A 16,724-nucleotide genomic window follows, 5' to 3' on the forward strand; every position below is an offset into this window, starting at 1 on the left:
GCGGGATTTTCCCCCCTTTCGCCCGGGCGGCGCGTCAGTCGCGCTTCGAACCGGGCTTGTCGCCGCGCGGCGGGCGCTTGATCGCGCCGGTCGCCTTGCCGCCGTGGCTCTTGAAGCCCTCGGCGCGAGGCTTCCCGCCGGGCTTGCCGCCGTGGCTCTTGAAGCCCGCGCTTTTGAAACGCGGCTTGTCGCCGCCCTCGCGCGGGTCGTCGTCGAAGCGGCGCGGGCCTTTCGGACCGGGCTTGCCGCCGAACTTGTCGTCACGCCCGCCCTCGCGCGGGGTGAAGTCGCGCTTGCCGAAGCCACGGTCCTCGCCGTCGCGGCGCGGGAAGGGGCGCTTGCCCTCGCCACCCTCGCGCGGGCCGTCGAACTTGCGCGGCTTGCCCTCGAAACTGCGGGGCTTGCCCTCGTAGCTGCGCGGTTTGCCACCGTCCTCGCGCCGCTCGCGCGGGCCGTCGAAGTCGCGGCGCGGCTTGGAGAAGCCCCGATCCTCGCCGTCGCGACGGGAGTAGGGTTTCTTCTCGCCGTCTTCCCGGCGGGCGTAAGGTTTCTTCTCCCCGTCTTCGCGACGCGCGTAGGGTTTGCGGTCGCCCTCCTCGCGGCGCTGGTAGGGGCGCTTTTCGCCATCTTCCCGGCGGGCATAGGGTTTCTTGTCCCCGTCTTCGCGGCGGGCGTAGGGCTTGCGGTCCCCGTCTTCGCGGCGCTGGTAGGGGCGCTTCTCGCCCTCTTCCCGGCGGCCGTAGGGTTTCTTCTCGCCGTCCTCGCGGCGAACGTAGGGCTTGCGGTCGCCATCCTCGCGGCGGACGAACGGCCGCTTCTCCCCGTCCTCGCGGCGCGGCCGGTCAAAGCTGCGCGGCGCCTTGCGGAAACCTTCCTCGCCCTCGCCGCGCTCGTCGCGATGCGATTTCGAGCCGAAGCTGCGCGGCTTGCCCTCGCCAAAGCGCGGCTTGCCCTCGCCGAACCGCGGCTTGCGCGCGGCGGGATCGGCGCCTTCGGAAAAATCGCGCTGCCGGCCGAAACCGCGCTTCTCGTCGCGCCCGCCGTCCTCGCGATCGAAGGGTTTCTTGCCGAAAGGCTTCTTCTCGAACGGCTTCTTGCCGCGGGCATCGCCCTCGTCGCGGCGCGGCCCGCGCTCCTTCGGCGCCAGCCGTTCCGCGCGCGGCGCGCGCCCGCCCTCGACCCCGGTCAGCAGCCGGTCGCCAAGCTGGTCGCGCAAAAGCTTGCGCTTCACCTCCATCACGTCGCCCGGCTTCATCTCGTTGAGCCGGAACGGACCATAGCTCACCCGGATCAGCCGGTTCACGGTCAGCCCGACCTCGCTCATCGCGCGGCGGATCTCGCGGTTCTTGCCCTCGCGCAGCCCGACGGTGAGCCAGGCGTTCGCGCCCTGCTGCCGGTCGAGGCTGATCTCCATCGGCTGGAATTCCTCACCCTCGATGGTGATGCCGCGGCGCAGCGGATCGAAGGTCGCCTCGTTCGGGCGCCCGTTCACGCGCACGCGGTATTTGCGCAGCCAGCCGGTTTCCGGCAGTTCGAGCCGCCGCTTCAGCCCGCCGTCGTTGGTGAGCAGCAAAAGCCCCTCGGAATTGAGGTCGAGCCGCCCGATGTTGAGCACGCGCGGCATGCCCTCGGGCATCTCGTCAAAGATCGTGCGGCGGCCCTGGTCGTCCTTTTCGGTCGTCACGAGGCCAAGCGGCTTGTAGTAGAGCCAGACGCGGGTTTCCTGCGGCGCGTCGATCGGCTTGCCGTCGACCACCACCTTGTCGGTGGGCGCGACATCGGTCGCGGGCGAGGTGACGGGCTTGCCGTTCACCGTGACGCGGCCGGCGAGGATCATCTTTTCCGCATCGCGGCGCGAGGCGACGCCGGAACGCGCGATCACCTTGGCGATGCGCTCGGCGGAATTTTCGGTCGCGGGAATCGGCGTGTCGGGGGAGGTGTTTTCGTCGCTCATGGCGGTATCCTTCAAGGGGAGGGGGCGCCGGAGTCGCTCGGGCGCAAGACGCGCCTTCTAGCCGATCGCGGGGCGCATGGGAAGCGGCTTGATGTGCGGCGAAATCCCCGCGATGAAGGGGGATGACATTTCGCAGCTACATGGATCTCGCGCTGGAGGAGGCGCAGGCGGCCGCGGCCCGCGGCGAGGTGCCGGTGGGGGCCGTCATCGTCGCGCCGGGCGGCGGCGTGGTGGCGCGCGCGGGCAACCGCACGCGGGAGCTGAACGATCCGACGGCGCATGCCGAGGTGCTGGCGCTGCGCATGGCCTGTGCCGCTGCGGGGTCGGAGCGGTTGCCGGGGCATGATCTTTACGTCACGCTCGAACCCTGCCCGATGTGCGCCGCGGCGCTCTCGAACGCCCGGATCGCGCGGCTTTATTACGGTGCCGCCGATCCGAAATCGGGCGGCGTTGCGCAGGGGCCGAGGATCTTTGCCCATCCGCAATGCCACCATGTGCCCGAGGTCTATGACGGGATCTCGGCAGAGCCGGCCGAGCGGCTTTTGAAGGAGTTCTTCGCCGCGCGGCGGTGATCTTGCAAAGATATATTCAAATCTCTTGATTTTTGCGGCGCGGCCGCCAAGGCTGGACCTCCGATGTGAAAGGGAGGTTCACATGAAGTTCAAGGGAGGACTGGCCGCGCTTGCGCTGGCCATCGGTTGCGCCGTGGCGCCGGCCTGGGCGGAGCCCGCAGCGAAAGTGGCGATCCATGTCGACGAGGACAGCGTGCGCACGATGAACATGGCGCTGAACAACGCGGCGAATATCGAGAAATACTACGGTGACAAGGGCGAGGAGGTGGTGGTCGAGATCGTCACCTACGGGCCGGGGCTGACGATGCTGCGCGAGGATATCTCGCCGGTGAAGGACCGCATCGCCGAGATGGCGCTGCAATATGACAACCTGACCTTCTCGGCCTGCCTGAACACGGTCGAGGCGATCAAGCAGAAGACGCAGGCCGATGTGCCGCTGATCGAGGAGGCGAGCGTCGTGCCCTCGGGCGCGGTGCGGCTGATGGAGCTGCAGCAGCAGGGGTATAGCTACCTGCGCCCCTGACTGGCGGGGAGGGGGGCGCTGCCCCCCGGCTTCGCCTCCCCCCGAGGTATTTGGGGCAAGATGAATGGGCTTTCATCTTGCCGAAAATACCTCGGGGGAGTCTCCGCAGGAGACGGGGGCAGCGCCCCCCCGTCGTCAATCACAGGGTGATCGGCTCCATCACCTGCGGTTCGATCACATCGACCCCGGGCAGGCCCGCGGCCAGCACCTCGGCGCTTTGTTCCAGGAGCGGGAAGGTGCGGTAATGGCAGGGGATCACCGTCTTGAAATCGAAGTATTTCTTCGCGGCGAAGGCGGCGGCTTTCATGTCCATGGTGAAATGCCCGCCGGCGCAGAGGATGCCGATGTCGGGGCGGTGATATTCGCCCATCCAGCCCATGTCGGCCATGATCGTGGTGTCGCCCGAGAGATAGATCACATGGCCCTCGCCCGCGATCATGTAGCCCGACTCGGTGCCGGCATAGACCGGCCCCTCGGGGCCGTCGAGCGAGGAGCTGTGTGAAGCCGGCACCATCGTCACCTTCGCGCCGCCCAGATCCACCGTGCCGCCCTTGTTGAAGCCCACGCCGGAAATCCCCTCCTTCGCCTGCCAGAAGGCAATCGTGTCGTAGATGCCGACGACCGGGATATCGAGTTCCTTCGCGATCGCCAGCGTATCGGCGGAATGATCGCCGTGACCATGGGTGAGCAGCACATGGGTCGCCCCGGCGAGCGCCTCGGCGCGCTGCGCGGCGGGGAACATCGGGTTGCCGCTCAGCCAGGGGTCGATCAGGATCACCGCCCCCTCGATCTCGAGGCGAAAGCCGGAATGGCCAAGCCAGGTGAGTTTCATCGCATCCTCCATCGCTTTGCTTGTCCGAATCCTAGCGCAGATGCCCGCCAAGGGAAGCCATGCTTGCAGCAGCGCCGCTGCGACGCTAAACCCGGCTCAAGACAAGCGGAGATTTTCATGTCCATCGACATCGACACCGCCCGCAAGGTGGCGCATCTGGCCCGCATTCGGGTGGCGGAAACGGACCTCCCGAAGCTCGCCGATCAGCTCTCGGGGATCCTGACCTTCATGGAACAGCTCAACGAAGTGGACGTGGAGGGCATCGAGCCGATGACCTCGGTCACGCCGATGCGCCTCAAGCGCCGCGAGGATGTGGTGACCGACGGCGGCTATCAGGACAAGATCCTGAAGAACGCCCCCGATGCCCGCGAGGGCTTCTTTGCCGTGCCGAAGGTGGTCGAATGAGCCTGAACCAACTGACGATCACCGAGGCCCGCGACGCGCTGCGCAAGGGCGATGTCACCTCGGTCGAGATCACCGAAAGCTGCCTTGCCGCGATCGAGGGCGCCGGTGCGCTGAACGCCTATTGCGCGAAGACGCCCGAGATCGCGCTGAGCCAGGCGCAGGCCGCGGATGCGCGGATCAAGGCGGGCGATGCCCCGGGCATGTGCGGTATCCCGCTGGGGATCAAGGATCTTTTCTGCACGAAGGGGGTTGCGACGCAGGCCGCCTCGCGCATCCTCGAAGGGTTCAAGCCGGAATATGAATCGACCGTGACCCAGAACCTCTGGGATGCGGGCGCGGTGATGCTCGGCAAGCTCTCGATGGACGAGTTCGCGATGGGCTCCTCGACCGAGACCGCCTGTTACGGCCCGACCGTGAACCCCTGGAAGGTCGACGACCGGCAACTGACCCCCGGCGGTTCCTCGGGCGGTTCGGCCGCCGCCGTCGCCGCGGATCTCTGCCTTGCCGCCACCGGCACCGACACCGGCGGCTCGATCCGCCAGCCCGCCGCCTTCACCGGCATCGTCGGCATCAAGCCGACCTATGGCCGCGTCTCGCGCTGGGGCGTCGTCGCCTTTGCCTCCTCGCTCGACCAGGCCGGGCCGATGACGAAATCGGTGCGCGATGCGGCGATCATGCTGCAGGCGATGGCCTCGGTCGACCCGAAAGATTCGACCTCGGCCGAATTCCCGGTGCCCGATTTCGAGGCGGCGCTGACCGGCGATATCCGCGGCAAGAAGATCGGCATTCCGCGCGAATACCGGATGGACGGCATGCCCGAGGAGATCGAGGCGCTGTGGAAGCAGGGCGCCGCGATGCTGAAGGACGCCGGCGCCGAGATCGTCGATATCTCGCTGCCGCATACGAAATACGCGCTGCCCGCCTATTACGTCATCGCGCCCGCGGAGGCCTCCTCGAACCTCGCGCGCTATGACGGCGTGCGCTACGGCCACCGTGCCCATCTCGCCGCCGGCGACGGCATCGTCGAGATGTATGAGAAAACCCGCGCCGAGGGCTTCGGCTCGGAAGTGCAGCGCCGCATCATGATCGGCACCTATGTGCTTTCGGCGGGCTTCTACGACGCCTATTACAACCGCGCCCGCCGGGTGCGCGCGCTGATCAAGCGCGATTTCGACCTCGCCTTCGGGGCCGGCATCGACGCGATCCTGACGCCCGCCACCCCGTCCTCGGCCTTTGGTCTGGGCGAGATGGCCGATGCCTCGCCGGTCGAGATGTATCTCAACGACGTCTTCACGGTGACGGTGAACCTCGCCGGTCTGCCGGGGATCTCGGTGCCGGTCGGGCTCGACGCGAAGGGGCTGCCGATGGGGCTGCAGCTGGTCGGCCGGCCCTGGGCCGAGGGCGAGCTGATGAATCACGCGCTCGTGCTGGAAAAGGCCGCGGGATTTACCGCGAAACCGGAGAAATGGTGGTAAGGAGAAACGCATGCGCAATGGAGTTGTCTTTGCACTTGCCGGGCTGATGCTCGCCGCCTGCGAGCCGACCGTCCCGAATTCGGGCGTCGGCTTCGGCAATTACGAAGACTATCTGCGCACGCGCGAGGCGGAGCTGCAGGGGCAGAAGGCCCCGGCGACGACCGCCCCGACGACCGCCCCGGTGATGACCGAACCGCTGAACGGCGGCGCCTATGGCACCTCGGGCTATGGCGCGACGCCGGTGACCTCGCCCGCGGGGATCGCCGCGCAGCAGCAGGCCGATGCCGGCGCCACGGCGCCCGCGCAGGGCACGATCGGCGCCGACACGCTCGCCGCGCTGAAGGCGACGGCGCCGGCGGGCGATACCGGCGCGGCCGAAACGGCCCCCGCCGCGAGCGCGCCGCTTGCGGGGGGCAGCGTCGGCGCCCCGCTCGACGCGATGGCGCCCGGCACGCCGATGAACCCCGCGGCCAGCGCCCGCGCGGCCCAGGGCTCGGCCGGGCCGAACCTCGCCGCCTATGCGCTTTCGGTGACCAATGCGCCCGGCCAGTCGGTCTACAACCGCGGTGGGCTGCACCTGACCTCGACCAAGGCGGCCTGCCGGAAATACGTCTCGCCCGATCTGGCGCAGATGGCCTTCCTCGAAAAGGGCGGGCCCACGCGCGACCCGCTCAACCTCGATCCGGACGGCGACGGCTTCGCCTGCGGCTGGGATCCCCGACCGTTCCAGATGGCCCGGCCTTGAGCGCGCCCGCCTCCCCCAATTTCGGCGAAAGACGGGGCGGGGCGCGGCCCGAGCTCATCGTGATCCATTACACCGGCATGAGCGACGCCCCCGCGGCGCGCGCCCGGCTTTGCGATCCGGCGGCGGAGGTCTCCGCGCATTGGCTGATCGACGAGCGCGGTCGGGCGGAGGCGCTGGTGCCCGAGGAGGCGCGCGCCTGGCATGCCGGTGCCGGCAGCTGGCAGGGGCGCGAGGACGTCAATTCCCGCTCGATCGGGATCGAGCTTGCCAATCCCGGCGATCGCCCCTTTCCCGAGCCGCAGATGGCCGCGCTGGAAACCCTGCTCGAGGGGATCATGGCGCGCTGGACGCTTGGCCCCGAGGCGGTGATCGGCCATTCCGACATGGCGCCCGAGCGCAAGATCGACCCGGGCCCGCGGTTCGACTGGCGCCGGCTGGCGCGGCGCGGCCTCGCCGTCTGGCCCGATCCGGTGCCGACGTTGAATTCGGACCCCGCCACCTTCGCCGCGCTCGCACAGAATTTCGGCTACCCGGACCTCGGCCCGGAGCGGCTGCTGCCGGCCTTCCGCGCGCGCTTCCGCCCGCGCCACGAGGGGCCGCTCGACGCCACCGATGTCGGGCTGATCGCGGATCTCGCCGCGCGCTTCGGCGAGGATGGCGATCAGTGGCGCGCGAGCTGACCCGCCCGCGCGCCACTCCGCTCTCCCCAGTCTCACGACCCGGTCACACGACGTAGAAATCCGCACTCGTGAGCGCGAGCCCGATGTCGACCGCCGCCACCAGAACACGGCTTTCCGCCCCTGTGCCGTCCGGGTCGAACCAGATCCGCCCGGTGTCGGTCTCGTAGATGATCCGGTCGAGCGCGTCGGTGGCGAGCCCGGTCTCGTTCGCGGTGAAGGCGGTGCCGGGCAGGCGCCCGCGCACCAGCCCGGTGAACACCGCATCGTCGAGCCGGATGGTGTCGTCGGCGACCGAGAAATCGGTGATCCGGTCGGCATTCGCGGTCGAAAGCGCGGTGTTGAACAGGAAGGCATCGCGCCCCGCGCCGCCCGTCAGCATGTCGCGCCCGAGCCCGCCGGCGATCACGTTATTGCCCGCGTTGCCGGTCAGCACATTGTCGAGATCGTTGCCGAAGGCGTTGATGTCGCCGTCCCCCGTCAGCACCAGCCGCTCGACGAAGCTCGTCCCCACCGTCGCATCGAGCCGGAAGCTGACCGAGGCGCGCACGGTGTCCACCCCGCCCGCATCGGTGCTGCCGTTGAGCGTGGTGGTCTCGCGCACGCGCTCGGTCGAGGTGTCGACGACATAGATGTCATTGCCCTCGCCGCCGAGCAGGATGTCATTGCCCGCCCCGCCATCGAGCAGGTCGTTGCCGTCGCGCCCCAGAAGCAGATTGGCCTCGGCATTGCCGAAGAGCCGGTTCGCCGCATCGTTGCCGTTGCCGCGGATCACGCCATCGGCCAGCAGCAGCGTCTCCACCTCCTCGGCGAGCGTGTAATTCTCGACCGTGGCGATCACCCGGTCGCTGCCGCCCCCCGCCACCTCGATCACCACATCGGTGAGCTGGTCGACGATATAGGTGTCGTTGCCGCCAAGCCCCTCGAGCCGGTCGGAACCGGTGAGCCCGTCGAGCACATTGGCGCCATCGGTGCCGCGGATGGTGTCATCGCCGCGCCCGCCGACGACATTCTCGATCGAGCGCAGGATATCGGTGCCGACGTAGAAATCGCAGATCGCCCGATTGGCCGAGAGGTCGATCAGCATCGGCGCCGGGAAGGGGATCTCGCTGTAATCGACGGTGTCGATGCCGGTGCCGCCGAAGAGCAGGTCGGTCTCGCCGCCGAAGCCGCCCATCAGCCGGTCGTTGCCCGCGCCGCCGTAAAGCGTGTCGCGCCCGGCGCCGCCAAGCAGCAGATCGTCGCCCTCGTCGCCCGACAGCAGATCGTCGTCATTGCCGCCCTCGAGCGTGTCGTTGCCGGTGCCACCGTAAAGCGTGTCGTCGCCGCTGCCGCCCGAGAGCGCGTCATTCCCGTCATAGCCGTTGAGCAGGTCGCCGACCGCGGTGCCGGCGAGCAGGTCGTCCTGCTCGGTGCCGTCGATCACCGGCGCGATGTCGAAATCGTCGAAATAGACCTCGGTTCCGGCCGGATAGTCCGGGGCCGAGGGCGAATCCCAGGTCGAGGCGAGGCGCCAGGTATCGAACTCCGCCGCCGTGGCGAAGGCGGGCAGCGGATCGCCCGAGACATGGATGTAGATCTCGTCGAAGCCGATCACCGAATCATCCGAGGCGCGGACATGGCGGTCGATCACCAGGAGCCAGCTTTCGGAGCCGTCGGGCTGGATCACATGCTGCAGCGAGGCCGGGTTCTCGGCGCCGAGCGTGTCGCTCACCGCGCCGAAGGCGGTGGTGGCGTAATTGACGATGCCGCCGGTGAAGTCGTCCTGATCGCTCCAGCCGCCGTCGCCGATGGTGAAGCTCGTCTGCCCCGAGGGCATCAGAACCTCGACCTGCGTATCGGTCAGGGTGGAGTCATAGGCGCTCCAATCCGCGTTGAAACGCATCGTGAAGATATAGGAATCATAGCTGTAGGTCGTTGTCGCAACAGACATGGCGTCCTCCCCGCACATACCTGTCTCAACGCTGCATATTTTCCGAAAATCCGCGATGACGCAGGTCAACTTGCGCGCCGCCGGGCCTGCGACCTCTCGTAGCAGCCCTGCAAGTTTTTGTTTTTCGGGGTGTTTTCGCGCGCGGCAGATCGTCCGGGGGCGGGCGGGGCCAGGCATGGCAGGCCATTGACCGCAGGGCCGCGCCCGGCGTATCAGCATCCCCGCGCGGAGGATCGGATGACCGCGGCGGCCCATAGCTCCGCGCTCGCGGATAGCTGGGCGGTCGAGGAAAGTCCGGACTCCCTGAAGCAACGGTGCCGGGTAACGCCCGGCGGGGGCAACCCCAGGGAAAGCGCCACAGAGAAGAGACCGCCGCAGTCCGCTGCGGCAAGGGTGAAACGGTGGGGTAAAAGCCCACCGCGGGACTGGCAACAGGACCGGCACGGCAAGCCCCACCGGGAGCAACGCCGAATAGGGATCGCGCGCCCCGTGTCGCAAGGCCGAGGGCAGGGGAGCTTCGCCCCGAGCGGTCCGGGTTGGCGGCTAGATCCTGCGGGCAACCGCAGGGCCAGAGGAATGGTCATCCAGGGGGCCTCGGCCCCCGGACAAAATCCGGCTTACAGATCCTCCGCGCAAATTTCCGCGCCCTGCGGGGCAGGGGGTTGATCCGCGGCGCTCCGCCCCCAACTCTGATGCAGCACAGTTGGAGGAGATCGGATGAGTTTCACCATCGACCGCGTGATCGAGGCCCCCTTCGCCGAGGTCGAGGCGCGCACCCGCGCCGCGCTCGCCGCCGAGGGCTTCGGCGTGTTGACCGAGATCGACGTCGCCGCGACGATGAAGGCCAAGCTCGGCCGCGATCTCGCCGCCTACAAGATCCTCGGCGCCTGCAACCCGGGCCTTGCCTTCGCCGCGCTCGAGGCTTCGCCGCGGATCGGCGCGATGCTGCCCTGCAACGTGATTCTGCGCGACACCGGCGCGGGGATCGAGGTTTCGGCGGTGGATCCCGTCGCCTCCTTCGCGGCGGTCGGGGAACCGGGCGCGCGCGCCGTCGCCGCGCAGGTGCGGGAGATCTTCACCCGCGTCCTCGCCGCGATCTGAGCATGATTTTGCCGTTTCGGCAAAAACCGTTGGCGCGCCGTCACATTCGGCGCAGTATCCTGAACACCTGACCAAAGGGGGTGCATGATGAGTTTCGTGAAGACATTGGCCACGCTGGCCGTCGGTTTCGCTGCGGCGAAGGGCGTGCAGAAATTCCAGCAGATGGGCGGTCTCGAGGGCATGAAGACGGCGCTGAAAGGCGCGGGCGAGCCCGGCGGCACGGCCGATCAGATCGGGGATTTCGCCGAGAAGATGGGCATGCACGGCGGCAAGGAAGCGGTGCGCGACATGTTCGCGAAATTCGGCACCCAGGCTGCCGCCGCGACCGAGGCGACGGAGGCCGGGATCGGCAACATGATGACGGCGATGACCGGCGCCGCCTCGATGGGGGCGAAGGGCTTGGGCGACATGATCGGCGCGGTGACCCATGGCACGCCGGCGAATGCGATGCTCGAGGAGCAGGCGAAGCTGATGATCCGCGCGATGATCCAGGCGGCGAAGGCCGATGGCGAGATCGACGCCGAGGAGCGCCAGAAGATCCTCGATCATCTCGGCGACGCCTCGGAGGAGGAGCTGGCCTTCGTGCAGGCCGAGCTCGACGCGCCGATCGACGTCGCGGCGCTTGCCGCCGCCGCGGGCGAAAGCGCGAAGGCGCAGGTCTATTCCGCCGCGCTGATGGCGATCACCGTCGACACCGATCCGGAGCGGCAATATCTCGCCAATCTCGCCTCGGCGCTGGGGCTCGACCCGGCCAAGGTCGCCGAGATCCATGCGGCGATGGGCAAGCCCGCCGCCTGAGGCCGGTTTCGCGAAAATCGGGGGCGAAATTTGCGCGCGCCCCCGCCTTTGCGGTTGACTCCCGCCCGCGCCTCGGTAAAAGGCGGGCTTCAAAGGAATTCGCGGGCGGCACTCTGTTCGGGCGCCCGACTCTAGGAGAACGAAAATGGCGAAGCCGACGACGATCAAGATCCGTCTGAACTCGACGGCGGGCACCGGGCACTTCTATGTGACCAAGAAGAATGCCCGTACCATGACCGAAAAGATGACCGTGAACAAATACGATCCGGTCGTGCGCAAGCATGTCGAATACAAGGAAGGCAAGATCAAGTAATCTTGCCGGACCGACGGTTCCGCAAGGCCGCGCATCGCGCGGCCTTTTGCGTTTCGGCCGCGGCCTTCGCGGGGCTCAGCGGCTGAGCAGCGCCAGTGCAAAAAGCGCGACGAAGACGGCGCCGGCGATCGCCCAGGGCAGCACCGCGCGCGGTGGCGTCGGCTGTGCCGGCGCGGGAAGCGCGACGAAACGCATCCGCGGGTCGAGCGCGCCGTTTTCCGATACCTCTCCCGCGGCGATCTCCTCCCCCTCCTGCACCGCTCCGGCGCCGGCCTGCACGAAAGGCGCGAAGGGCAGGGCGCCCGGTTGCGGCTGCGGCGGCCCCTGAGCCGCGGGCAGGAGCGCGGGATCGCGCGGCGCCTCGCGGCTGCGCGGGGTCTCGGCGGTGGGCAGCGCGCGCTGCGCCGCGATCTGGGCGAGCAGGTTCTGCACCGCGGCGCTGGCCCCGGGTTGCATCTGCGCGGCAAGCAGCGCCCCCTGCTGGAGCTGCGGCGATCCTGCCGCCGTATCGGCGGAGGTCGGGGGCGGGGGCAAGTTGGTGGGCGGCGGGCCGGTGGCGGCCATCTGTTGCGGTGCGGCTCCCGGCAGCGGCAGGGCCTCGGGGCCCGCAGGGGCGCCCTGTGCGGCCTGTGGCGTCCTTGCGCCGTCTCCGGGCAGCGGTAGCGCGCCCTGCGCCAGCGCCGCCCTCAGCGCGGCCTCTGCACCGGCCTCCGGGCGCATCGCGCCGGGCGGACCGGTCGCCGTGCCCGTCGGCAGCGCAAGCCCCTGCACCAGCCGGCGCAGCGCCGCGGCGGGCGTCGCGGGGCCGGTGGGGCCGGCGGGGGGCGGAATCGGCGTCAGCATCGCGGGCCTCTCGGGCGGGACAGGCCCAGCATCGCCGATCGGGGCTAACGTGAGGTAAATGGCGTCCCGGCGCGGGAAAATGCGCTTTGGCATTGCGCGGCCCCCGCCCGATGCGCCACATCGAACCGTTACAAATCCATGCGATATCAGGGCCATGCAGGATATTCGACGCTACGCGATCTATTACGCCCCGCCGCCGGGAGACTTCGCCCGGGCCGCGGCCGACTGGCTTGGCCGGGATCTCGCTGCGGGGGCGCCGGTGGCGCAGCCTGCTGTGCCGGGGCTCGACCTTGCCGCGCTCACCGCCGAGCCGCGGCGCTACGGCTTCCACGGCACGCTGAAACCGCCGTTCCGCCTGGCCGCGGGGCGGGTCGCGGACGAACTGGCCGAGGCGCTCGGCGCCTTTGCCGCGCCGCTGCCGCCGCTCGAGTTTCCGGGCCTTCGGCTGGCGCGGATCGGCCATTTCCTCGCGCTTGTGCCCGAAGGCGAGACCGCCGCGCTGGCCATGCTCGCGGCCCGGGTGGTGACCGAATTCGAGCCGTTCCGCGCACCGCTCAGCGCCGAGGATCGCGCCCGCCGCCACCCTGAAACGCTCAGCCGGAGGCAGGTCGAGCTGCTCGATACCTTCGGCTATCCCGGTGTTCTGGACGAATTCCGCTGCCATTTGACCCTGACCGGCAAGGTCGAAGATCCGGCGCAGGCGGAGGCGCTCGCCACCGCGGCCGAGGCGCATTTCGCGCCGCATCTGCCGCGCCCCTTCCGCGTCGACGCGCTCTGTCTGTGCGGCGAGGACGCGGCCGGGCAGTTTCGCCTGCTCAGCCGCCACCCGCTGCGCGGCTGAGGCCGGCGCCCTCGCGGGCGAGGGTGCGGCCCTCGGCCTCGGCCAGCCGCGCGAGGGCACCGGCCTCGCTGCCGGTCTCGCGCAGCGCCCGCGCCCAGATTCGCGCGACCGAGGCCGCCGACCAGGGCAGCACCGCCTGCGCCACCCAGGCGCGGGCCGGCGCCGGCAGCCGGTCGAAATCGGCCATCGGCGCGGCGCGCCGGCGCGTGCGCAGCGCCGCGCGCAGGTTGCGCCTCATGCGGCGCGGCCCCAGCGCGGGAACGGATCGGCGAGCCCTTCCCAGGCCGCGGGGTCGAAGCGGGTCTCGGGCACGAGGGCGCGCTCCAGCATCGCCTCGATCCGGGCGCGGTTCATTGCGCCGAGCTGGCCGATGAAGACCATCTCCTGCCGCCGGTCGCCGAATTCCTGCGCGCAGGCCTCCGCCATCCGCGCGCGCGCCTCCTCGGGCCAGCGCTCCTGTGGCACCGCTGCCCACCACAGGCCGAGGCCCTTCACCTCCATCATCGGGCCGGCCATCGAGAACTCCCCCGCCCAGTCGGGGCGCGTGGCGATCCAGAAATGCCCCTTCGCGCGGATCACGCCGGGCAGCGGCGTTTCGAAGAATTCGGCAAGCTTTTCCGGGTCGAACGGCCGCTCGGCGCGATAGACGAAGGAGGTGATGCCATATTCGGCATCCTCGGGGACGTGATCGGCGAAACCGTAAAGCTCCTGCACCCAGGTCGGATGGCGATGCGCCGCCTCGAAATCGAAACGCCCGGTGCCGAGGATCTCGCGCGGATCGACCGCGCCGTAATCCGTCTCGACGATCTTCGCATCGGCGTTGAGCGCGCGGAGGATCGCGCGCGCCGTCACCAGCGCCTCGGGGCTTGCCGCCGAGACCTTGTTCAGCACGATCACATCGGCGAATTCGATCTGTTCGGTGAGCAGCTGCACCAGCGAGCGTTCATCCTCGGGGCCGAGCGCCGCGCCGCGGTCGGCGAGGAAAGCCTGCGCCGAGAAATCGCGGGTGAGGTTCGCCGCATCGACCACCGTCACCATCGTGTCGAGCCGCGCGATGTCGTCGAGCGCGCGGCCCTGATCGTCGCGGAACTCGAAGGTGGCTGCGACGGGGAGCGGCTCCGACACGCCGGTCGATTCGATCAGCAGGTAGTCGAAGCGCCCCTCCTCGGCCAGCCGCCGCACCTCGGTCAGCAGGTCGTCGCGCAGCGTGCAGCAGATGCAGCCGTTGGTCATCTCGACGAGCTTTTCCTCGCCCCGGGTCAGGGTGTTGCCCGCGCGCACGAGATCGGCGTCGATGTTCACCTCGGACATGTCGTTGACGATCACCGCGACGCGCAGGCCGGCGCGATTGGCGAGGACGTGGTTCAGAAGCGTGGTCTTGCCGGCGCCGAGAAAGCCGGAAAGCACGGTGACGGGGAGACGTTGGGTCATGGCGATTCCTGTAACGTTATAACGTAACACTAACAGGAGGCGCCGCGGCAGGGCAAGGGGGGGGGCGCTCAGCGCGGGCGGCGGGCGGTGCGGTTCGGGATGCCGGCGCGGGCGCGCAACCGGGCGACGCCGCGCTGCGTCACCGCGATCCCCTCGGCGGTGAGCGTTTCGGCGAGGGCGGCGTCGCTCAGCGGGCGCTCCGGGGGCTCGGCGGCGATCAGCGCGCGCAGCCGCGCGGTGGCGGCGGGCGGGGCGCTCTGCGGCGCGTCACCACCGGGCCGGGTGGTCGGGCGGCAGAAGAAGGCGGAAAGCGGCAGCGTGCCGCGCGGCGTCGCGGCGCTCGCCGAGGCGACGAGCCGGCTCACCGAGCTTTCGTGCATCCCGATCGCGGCGGCGGCGGCGCGGCGGGTCAGCACCCTTTGCGCGGCGGCGCCGGTCTCGAGAAACCCGGCCTGTTCGCGCGCGATCACCGCGCCCAGCGCGAGCAGCGCGCGGTTGCGCCGTTCGAGCGCGCCGATCAGCCCGCGCGCGGCCTGCCGTTCCTTGGCCAGCGCCGAGCCCCGCGGCGGGGGGGCGAGCGGCGCGAGGCTCAGCTCGGGCAGGGTCTCGGGGTTGAGCTGCGCCTCCCATCCCGCGGCGCCGGGGGCGAAGACCAGATCGGCGATGCGGGTTTGCGCCGGGGCCCGGGCAAAACGCGCGGCGGGGCGCGGATCGAGATCGCGCAGCCGGGCGAGCGCGCTTGCGACCTCGGCCTCGGTGAGGCCCGCGCGGCGGGCGAGCGCGGCGGGGCCGCCCTCGGCGAGCGCGGGCAGGGCGTCGAGCGCGCGGGCGGTGACCGGGTCGGGGCCGCCCTCCTCGGCGAGTTGCAGCGCGAGGCATTCGGCGAGCGAGCGCGCGAAAAGGCCGCGCGGCTCGATCCGTTGCAGCGCCACGAGCACCCGGGCGAGATCGGCCTCGCGCGCGCCAAGTCGCGACGCGATCGGGGTAAGATCGGCGGGCAGGAAGCCCGTGGGATCGAGCGCTTCGGTGAGCGCCAGCGCCAGCGCCCGGTCGGTCTTGCGCGCCACGAGATGCGGCAGCCGTTCGAGCACATGGGCGATCAGCGAGGGGCCCTCGGCGGCGACGGGGGCCTCGGGCGGCGCGGCAACCCCGCGCGGGCTGCGTAGCCGCAGCCAGGGGTTTTCCGCGGCCGCGGCGCGCAGGCTTTGCGCAAGCTCGAGATTGGAGAGTTCCAGCAGGCCGATCGCGCGTTTCAGATCGAGGCTGAGACGCAGCCCGAGGGTCTGGCGGATCGTGACCTGCTGGTGAAGCTTCATGCCGCCGCGCCGGAGAGGAACCGGGCGAAGCCGCGCGCGATCCGGGCGCCGTCGGTCGGCCCGGAGAGGGACTCGAGCGCGGCCTGGGCGAGCGGTTCGGGCACGCGGATGCCACTCGCCGCGAGGAGCAGGTCGCGGATATAGGCGGGGGCGAATTCCGGGTGGAACTGCACCGAGATCGCGGGGAAATCGCGATAGATCAGCCCGCCGTTGGGGGAGGCGTCGTTCGCGAGCAGCCGCTCCGCGCCGGGGGGCAGTTCGGTCACCTGGTCCTGGTGGAAGGAGAGCGCGGAGAGCCTGGGCGCGTCGAAAAGCGCGGCGCCCGCGGCGCTCGTCGCGTGGTCCTGGCGGCCGACGACCCAGCCGGCGGGCGATTTCTCGACCTTGCCGCCGAAGGCCTGGGCCATGATCTGATGCCCGAAGCAGACCCCGGCGAGGGGGCGGCGCGCGGCGGCCACGGCGCGCAGGAAGGCCTCGAGCGGGGGAATCCAGGGGTGGTCCTCATAGGCGCCGCAGCGCGAGCCGGTCACCAGATAGGCGTCGAAGGCGGCGGGGTCTTCGGGCAGGGGGGCGCCGCCGCGCACCCAGACGCGGGAGAATTCCACGCCGGGCAGTTCGGGGGTGAGCCAGCGCTCGAACATCCCGGCATAGGTGCCGTGCGCGGGCTGGAAGTCTTCGGCGGGGCGGTCCGCCTCGAGAATGCAGAGTTTCATGGTCTTCCGTTCGTCAGGGAAGGGGGCGGCGCGCGGGCCGCCCCCGGTCGTTCAGCTCAACTCGATCCAGACCGATTTCGTCTGGGTGTATTGCGTCAGCGCCTCGAGGCATTTGTCGCGCCCGTTGGCCTTGTTGCATAAATCAGGTTCTGAGCGGAGTTCCCCTTTCCCCGGACGGACTTATCCTACGGCCACTGTGACGGGTATGCCAAGCGCGGTGTAGCCATTCAGCACAGCGATGCGGACTTGCAG

The 16,724-nt window shown here is 69.8% G+C and carries 18 protein-coding genes and 1 other RNA gene; 11 read left to right on the plus strand and 8 right to left on the minus strand.

Annotated elements, in window-relative coordinates:
- Positions 1 to 34: 34 nt before the first annotated feature.
- Positions 35 to 1,954 (minus strand): pseudouridine synthase, encoded by a 1,920-nt coding sequence (locus AB7U46_RS03400; protein WP_428335525.1) that lies wholly within the window; start codon positions 1,952 to 1,954, stop codon positions 35 to 37.
- Positions 1,955 to 2,076: 122 nt separating this feature from the next.
- Here AB7U46_RS03400 and AB7U46_RS03405 point away from each other — a divergent pair, with 122 nt between their 5' ends.
- Together AB7U46_RS03405 and AB7U46_RS03410 are read left to right on the plus strand one after the other, a co-directional pair.
- Entirely contained in the window at positions 2,077 to 2,526 is a 450-nt protein-coding gene (locus AB7U46_RS03405) for a nucleoside deaminase (protein WP_428335526.1), read from the plus strand.
- 82 nt (positions 2,527 to 2,608) lie between these two features.
- Positions 2,609 to 3,049 carry a DsrE family protein gene (locus tag AB7U46_RS03410; protein WP_428335527.1) on the plus strand — a complete coding sequence of 147 codons (441 nt, stop codon included), beginning with the start codon at positions 2,609 to 2,611 and terminating at the stop codon, positions 3,047 to 3,049.
- Between the two features lie 139 nt (positions 3,050 to 3,188).
- On the opposite strand, the gene AB7U46_RS03415 is transcribed toward AB7U46_RS03410, so the two are convergent.
- The gene (locus tag AB7U46_RS03415; protein ID WP_428335528.1) at positions 3,189 to 3,881 is read right to left on the minus strand and encodes a metal-dependent hydrolase; all 693 of its coding nucleotides are present in this window, start codon (positions 3,879 to 3,881) and stop codon (positions 3,189 to 3,191) included.
- Between the two features lie 117 nt (positions 3,882 to 3,998).
- Between AB7U46_RS03415 and gatC the strand changes: the two genes are divergently transcribed.
- The 4 genes from gatC to AB7U46_RS03435 are packed head-to-tail and all read left to right on the plus strand — an operon-like array spanning position 3,999 to position 7,186.
- Complete coding sequence (gene gatC, locus AB7U46_RS03420) at positions 3,999 to 4,286, plus strand: Asp-tRNA(Asn)/Glu-tRNA(Gln) amidotransferase subunit GatC (protein WP_428335529.1); 288 nt, start codon at positions 3,999 to 4,001, stop codon at positions 4,284 to 4,286.
- Positions 4,283 to 5,761 carry an Asp-tRNA(Asn)/Glu-tRNA(Gln) amidotransferase subunit GatA gene (gatA, locus tag AB7U46_RS03425; protein WP_428335530.1) on the plus strand — a complete coding sequence of 493 codons (1,479 nt, stop codon included), beginning with the start codon at positions 4,283 to 4,285 and terminating at the stop codon, positions 5,759 to 5,761. Before gatC ends, gatA begins: the two co-directional genes overlap by 4 nt.
- Before the next feature lie 10 nt (positions 5,762 to 5,771).
- Positions 5,772 to 6,506 carry a hypothetical protein gene (locus AB7U46_RS03430; protein ID WP_428335531.1) on the plus strand — a complete coding sequence of 245 codons (735 nt, stop codon included), beginning with the start codon at positions 5,772 to 5,774 and terminating at the stop codon, positions 6,504 to 6,506.
- 56 nt (positions 6,507 to 6,562) lie between these two features.
- On the plus strand, positions 6,563 to 7,186 hold the full coding sequence (locus tag AB7U46_RS03435; RefSeq protein WP_428335545.1) for an N-acetylmuramoyl-L-alanine amidase: 624 nt from the start codon (positions 6,563 to 6,565) through the stop codon (positions 7,184 to 7,186).
- Between the two features lie 43 nt (positions 7,187 to 7,229).
- Here AB7U46_RS03435 and AB7U46_RS03440 read toward each other — a convergent pair whose 3' ends face one another.
- A complete protein-coding gene (locus AB7U46_RS03440) occupies positions 7,230 to 9,116 on the minus strand; it encodes a calcium-binding protein (RefSeq protein ID WP_428335532.1) in 1,887 nt (628 codons plus the stop codon).
- A 225-nt stretch (positions 9,117 to 9,341) separates the two neighbouring features.
- On the opposite strand from AB7U46_RS03440, the gene rnpB reads away from it, so the two are divergent.
- From rnpB to rpmG, 4 genes are all read left to right on the plus strand, one after another.
- Positions 9,342 to 9,752, plus strand: an RNA gene (gene rnpB / locus AB7U46_RS03445) — RNase P RNA component class A.
- Positions 9,753 to 9,833: 81 nt separating this feature from the next.
- The gene (locus AB7U46_RS03450; protein WP_428335533.1) at positions 9,834 to 10,217 is read left to right on the plus strand and encodes a DUF302 domain-containing protein; all 384 of its coding nucleotides are present in this window, start codon (positions 9,834 to 9,836) and stop codon (positions 10,215 to 10,217) included.
- An 87-nt stretch (positions 10,218 to 10,304) separates the two neighbouring features.
- Positions 10,305 to 11,015: a DUF533 domain-containing protein gene (locus AB7U46_RS03455; protein WP_428335534.1), complete on the plus strand. Its 711-nt coding sequence runs from the start codon at positions 10,305 to 10,307 to the stop codon at positions 11,013 to 11,015.
- 145 nt (positions 11,016 to 11,160) lie between these two features.
- Positions 11,161 to 11,328, plus strand: a complete 168-nt coding sequence (rpmG, locus tag AB7U46_RS03460) for a 50S ribosomal protein L33 (RefSeq protein ID WP_011750518.1) — start codon at positions 11,161 to 11,163, stop codon at positions 11,326 to 11,328.
- 75 nt (positions 11,329 to 11,403) lie between these two features.
- Here the strand turns inward: rpmG and AB7U46_RS03465 are convergent, their stop codons facing one another.
- Positions 11,404 to 12,171, minus strand: coding sequence for a hypothetical protein (locus AB7U46_RS03465; protein WP_428335535.1), 768 nt, complete (start codon positions 12,169 to 12,171; stop codon positions 11,404 to 11,406).
- A gap of 154 nt (positions 12,172 to 12,325) precedes the next feature.
- Between AB7U46_RS03465 and AB7U46_RS03470 the strand changes: the two genes are divergently transcribed.
- Complete coding sequence (locus AB7U46_RS03470) at positions 12,326 to 13,012, plus strand: DUF1045 domain-containing protein (protein WP_428335536.1); 687 nt, start codon at positions 12,326 to 12,328, stop codon at positions 13,010 to 13,012.
- Here the strand turns inward: AB7U46_RS03470 and AB7U46_RS03475 are convergent.
- The 4 genes from AB7U46_RS03475 to AB7U46_RS03490 all read right to left on the minus strand — a co-directional run bounded on the left by AB7U46_RS03475 (position 12,987) and on the right by AB7U46_RS03490 (position 16,472).
- The gene (locus AB7U46_RS03475) at positions 12,987 to 13,250 is read right to left on the minus strand and encodes a DUF6525 family protein (protein WP_428335537.1); all 264 of its coding nucleotides are present in this window, start codon (positions 13,248 to 13,250) and stop codon (positions 12,987 to 12,989) included. The two genes, AB7U46_RS03470 and AB7U46_RS03475, sit on opposite strands and share 26 nt — an antisense overlap.
- Positions 13,247 to 14,443, minus strand: a complete 1,197-nt coding sequence (locus AB7U46_RS03480) for a GTP-binding protein (protein WP_428335538.1) — start codon at positions 14,441 to 14,443, stop codon at positions 13,247 to 13,249. The genes AB7U46_RS03475 and AB7U46_RS03480 overlap by 4 nt, the downstream gene beginning before the upstream one ends.
- Before the next feature lie 68 nt (positions 14,444 to 14,511).
- On the minus strand, positions 14,512 to 15,759 hold the full coding sequence (locus AB7U46_RS03485; protein WP_428335539.1) for an RNA polymerase factor sigma-54: 1,248 nt from the start codon (positions 15,757 to 15,759) through the stop codon (positions 14,512 to 14,514).
- Positions 15,756 to 16,472 carry a type 1 glutamine amidotransferase gene (locus tag AB7U46_RS03490; protein WP_428335540.1) on the minus strand — a complete coding sequence of 239 codons (717 nt, stop codon included), beginning with the start codon at positions 16,470 to 16,472 and terminating at the stop codon, positions 15,756 to 15,758. The genes AB7U46_RS03485 and AB7U46_RS03490 overlap by 4 nt, the downstream gene beginning before the upstream one ends.
- Positions 16,473 to 16,724: the final 252 nt, after the last annotated feature.

The sequence above is a fragment of the Paenirhodobacter sp. genome, assembly GCF_050177655.1.
Lineage (GTDB): Bacteria > Pseudomonadota > Alphaproteobacteria > Rhodobacterales > Rhodobacteraceae > Rhodobacter.

What these genes read in the sequence shown, in the direction of transcription:
- AB7U46_RS03465 (WP_428335535.1), bottom strand. Translation starts at nt 12,171, where the DNA reads ATGCTGACGCCGATTCCGCCCCCCGCCGGCCCCACCGGCCCCGCGACG.
- AB7U46_RS03400 (WP_428335525.1), bottom strand. Translation starts at nt 1,954, where the DNA reads ATGAGCGACGAAAACACCTCCCCCGACACGCCGATTCCCGCGACCGAA.
- AB7U46_RS03470 (WP_428335536.1), top strand. Translation starts at nt 12,326, where the DNA reads ATGCAGGATATTCGACGCTACGCGATCTATTACGCCCCGCCGCCGGGA.
- AB7U46_RS03415 (WP_428335528.1), bottom strand. Translation starts at nt 3,881, where the DNA reads ATGAAACTCACCTGGCTTGGCCATTCCGGCTTTCGCCTCGAGATCGAG.
- gatC (WP_428335529.1), top strand. Translation starts at nt 3,999, where the DNA reads ATGTCCATCGACATCGACACCGCCCGCAAGGTGGCGCATCTGGCCCGC.
- gatA (WP_428335530.1), top strand. Translation starts at nt 4,283, where the DNA reads ATGAGCCTGAACCAACTGACGATCACCGAGGCCCGCGACGCGCTGCGC.
- AB7U46_RS03475 (WP_428335537.1), bottom strand. Translation starts at nt 13,250, where the DNA reads ATGAGGCGCAACCTGCGCGCGGCGCTGCGCACGCGCCGGCGCGCCGCG.
- AB7U46_RS03480 (WP_428335538.1), bottom strand. Translation starts at nt 14,443, where the DNA reads ATGACCCAACGTCTCCCCGTCACCGTGCTTTCCGGCTTTCTCGGCGCC.
- AB7U46_RS03410 (WP_428335527.1), top strand. Translation starts at nt 2,609, where the DNA reads ATGAAGTTCAAGGGAGGACTGGCCGCGCTTGCGCTGGCCATCGGTTGC.
- AB7U46_RS03405 (WP_428335526.1), top strand. Translation starts at nt 2,077, where the DNA reads ATGACATTTCGCAGCTACATGGATCTCGCGCTGGAGGAGGCGCAGGCG.
- AB7U46_RS03430 (WP_428335531.1), top strand. Translation starts at nt 5,772, where the DNA reads ATGCGCAATGGAGTTGTCTTTGCACTTGCCGGGCTGATGCTCGCCGCC.
- AB7U46_RS03490 (WP_428335540.1), bottom strand. Translation starts at nt 16,472, where the DNA reads ATGAAACTCTGCATTCTCGAGGCGGACCGCCCCGCCGAAGACTTCCAG.
- AB7U46_RS03440 (WP_428335532.1), bottom strand. Translation starts at nt 9,116, where the DNA reads ATGTCTGTTGCGACAACGACCTACAGCTATGATTCCTATATCTTCACG.
- AB7U46_RS03450 (WP_428335533.1), top strand. Translation starts at nt 9,834, where the DNA reads ATGAGTTTCACCATCGACCGCGTGATCGAGGCCCCCTTCGCCGAGGTC.
- AB7U46_RS03485 (WP_428335539.1), bottom strand. Translation starts at nt 15,759, where the DNA reads ATGAAGCTTCACCAGCAGGTCACGATCCGCCAGACCCTCGGGCTGCGT.
- rpmG (WP_011750518.1), top strand. Translation starts at nt 11,161, where the DNA reads ATGGCGAAGCCGACGACGATCAAGATCCGTCTGAACTCGACGGCGGGC.
- AB7U46_RS03455 (WP_428335534.1), top strand. Translation starts at nt 10,305, where the DNA reads ATGAGTTTCGTGAAGACATTGGCCACGCTGGCCGTCGGTTTCGCTGCG.